Source organism: Allomuricauda sp. CP2A (assembly GCF_001683915.1).
Classification (GTDB): domain Bacteria; phylum Bacteroidota; class Bacteroidia; order Flavobacteriales; family Flavobacteriaceae; genus Flagellimonas.
In genome coordinates, this window is the sequence record NZ_LXTT01000112.1 from 1 (window position 1) to 2,746 (window position 2,746).

Consider the following 2,746-nt stretch of genomic DNA (forward strand, 5'->3'; position numbering starts at 1 on the left):
AAGGAACCTTAAAAGCTTCATCCCACCGCACGGTACCTACAAGGGCGGGCCAACGGGCTTCGAGTACATTGAAACGCAAGACCATTATGTATGTCCGCAAGGCGAGATAATTCCATTCAGAAAAGTATTCCTGGACAGCCGTACCAAGACCAGAAAGAAGTCGTACCGTGCATCGAGCAAGATCTGCAAGGGCTGCCCGTTACGTTCGAGCTGTCTTGGCAAGGTGAACGAGAAACAATTTTCGGTGACCTACTATCGCGAAGAATACGAACGCAACATCCAAAGGGTCGAAAGTCCACAGGGCAGGTATATGAAGGGCAAACGGCAGAGTACTGTGGAACCGGTGTTCGGTAGCCTGACCCAGTTCATGGGACTGCGGAAGATAAATACCATTGGCCTCGGACAGGCCAACAAGTGCATGCACCTAGCGGCCATCGCCTACAACCTTAAGAAGTACCTGAAATTCGAAGGAAAACGGGTAAAAAGTGGGGCGGGGCAACTTGCTTTGTCCACTTTGCTGAAAAACGCACTTATTTTCCTCTTTGGACCTTTTGAAAAAGACATAAGGCCCAATCTTCAATGTTAATGGGAAAATAAAAAAGCCCCTTAAAGAGGCCTATATCAATCCGTTTTGGTGCTGATCAGGGGCTTGTGCAACGGTTACCATTGTTAGGCAACGTTTTTATTTTCAAATCGTTTTATTTCGTCCAATTCCGCTTTTTTTTCGTCACGTTCCTCTTCTATATCGAAATCATCTTGAAGTCCAAGCCAGAATTTAGCAGAGTTTCCAAAATATTTGCTCAAACGAAGAGCAGTGTCCGCAGTTATTCTGCGCCTTCCTTTTATGATTTCCGAAATTCTAGTCTGCGGTATTTTTAAATCTTTAGAAAGTCGATAAGCTGAAATTTCAAGTGGCTCAAGAAATTCAAAGTTTAAAACTTCGCCAGGATGCACATTTGCTAATTTCCCCATTTTTCTTACTTTTTTAATGATAATCGATTATTTCCACTCCGCTTGCGTTTCCATTATCCCATTGAAATATTATCCGCCATTGTTTGTTAATCCGAATGCTATAAAAATCGTTTAGTTTTCCGGTCAGTTTCTCCAATCGGTTTGAGGGTGGAATTTTTAAGTCGGCAATATCTTGCGAGTTGTTCAACATTCTCAATTTCCGACGTCCAACGTTTTGAACTTCAATCGGCATTTTTTTGACTCGGATTCCGTTCCAAATCTGTTCGGTCTCTTTCGAGCCAAAGGAAACTATCATATTTCCGTATCACGTTACTAACGCTAAAGGTAAGTATAAAGTTTGTTTTGTGCAACGGTTTTTTATAACCGTCAGTCACGGGTTAATATGCGTTAATTTTCGGTTTAACACAGACGTTAGCAATTCCGAGTGGATTCTAGCCTGCCCTGAGCGCAGTCGAATCCGCCGTAATTGCGGTTATACATTGTTGTAGGTAGTTTTTTCATTTTCCCATTACGTCAAATTCATCTATCATATCGTTTTCATCCATTTCTTTAAGTTCTTTTTCTGTTGGTTCAATTTCGTTTCCGTTTTTATCATAAAATTTCCAACTGCTGTCTAAAAATCCAAAGTTTATTTCGTCTCCACCTTCACAACTTGTATCAATATGCTTTTTACCAAGTTTATAAATTCCTTTTGCTTTTAGTTGTCCACTTTCATAGAAGTAACTCCACTCACCAATTTTGTAGCTGTAAACCATATCACATAGTCCACCAGTACAGCAATTGGTATATGTGTCTGAAACATATTCACCAGATTCTTTCAGTTTTCCATTTTCGTAAAACTCACTCCAGAGTCCAATTCGAGCCGCTTTTGATAGAAAGTCAGAATCAATTTGTCCAATACTTTTTAAAAGTCCGTTTTTATAAAATTCCATTTCCGTCTTTTTAGTAGTCGATTCCGAAATAATTTTAGTCGATTTACAGCTAAATAGACAAACTAAAATCAGAATGTAAAATGGTGTTTTCATAGTTTGGTTAAATTACCTACAACGGTCTAGTATAAGAATAGTAGCGGATTTTCACGCACTAACTTTTCGGTTAAACACAGACCTTTTTTATATTTAGTTACTTTCGTTTTAGCGATTAAACCGCTATTATTTTTATACATTGTGCCTGTTGCACAAGTTAGCGAAAAAAGTCGTTGATGATCATTGCCGATCGGGAAAGGGATCGTACCTTAAAGGGATGCAAGGCAAGAAGGACTATCAGGAAAAGCTGTTCGCCCGGTTCCAACTCAGCGAACGAGTGCCAAGGGACAATTTTTACAGGAAGTTGAAGGGTGTGTTGGACCTGGATTTCCTATATCCGCTCACCAAGGGGTATTATGGGCAAAGCGGGCAGAAGAGCATCGACCCGGTGGTCTTCTTCAAGCTTTGCCTTGTCGGCTATCTGGAGAACATCATCAGCGACCGCAAGCTCATGGAGCACTGTTCGATGCGGCTCGACATCCTGTTCTTCATAGGATATGATATCGACGAGGAGCTTCCCTGGCACAGTACGATAAGCAGGACGCGCCAACTGTTCCCGGAAGCGGTGTTCGAGGAGACCTTTACCAAGGTGCTGGCCATGTGCGTTGAAAAGGGCATGGTGAGCGGGCATACCCAGGCCATCGATTCGGCCCCCGTGAAGGCCAACGCGAGCATGGACACCCTGGAGCTCAAAGTACCTGAAGAGGAATTGGAGTCCCACTTGCGCAAGGTCCGCCACATCAGTGCCA

At 42.5% G+C, this 2,746-nt stretch carries 5 protein-coding genes; 2 read left to right on the forward strand and 3 right to left on the reverse strand.

The annotated features are described in order from the left end of the window. The coding region (locus A7D14_RS19680; protein ID WP_255307461.1) for a transposase at nucleotides 1–586 on the forward strand (586 nt) is incomplete at its 5' end. Nucleotides 587–669: 83 nt separating this feature from the next. Here A7D14_RS19680 and A7D14_RS13330 read toward each other — a convergent pair. The 3 genes from A7D14_RS13330 to A7D14_RS13340 all read right to left on the reverse strand — a co-directional run bounded on the left by A7D14_RS13330 (nucleotide 670) and on the right by A7D14_RS13340 (nucleotide 1,904). Further along, nucleotides 670–972, reverse strand: a complete 303-nt coding sequence (locus tag A7D14_RS13330; RefSeq protein WP_067035490.1) for a HigA family addiction module antitoxin — start codon at nucleotides 970–972, stop codon at nucleotides 670–672. Nucleotides 973–985: 13 nt separating this feature from the next. Next, on the reverse strand, nucleotides 986–1,267 hold the full coding sequence (locus tag A7D14_RS13335; RefSeq protein WP_067035493.1) for a type II toxin-antitoxin system RelE/ParE family toxin: 282 nt from the start codon (nucleotides 1,265–1,267) through the stop codon (nucleotides 986–988). 202 nt (nucleotides 1,268–1,469) lie between these two features. Continuing rightward, a complete protein-coding gene (locus tag A7D14_RS13340) occupies nucleotides 1,470–1,904 on the reverse strand; it encodes a toxin-antitoxin system YwqK family antitoxin (protein WP_067035497.1) in 435 nt (144 codons plus the stop codon). A gap of 241 nt (nucleotides 1,905–2,145) precedes the next feature. On the opposite strand from A7D14_RS13340, the gene A7D14_RS13345 reads away from it, so the two are divergent. Then, on the forward strand, nucleotides 2,146–2,746 hold a 601-nt coding region (locus A7D14_RS13345; protein ID WP_255307462.1), incomplete at its 3' end, for a transposase.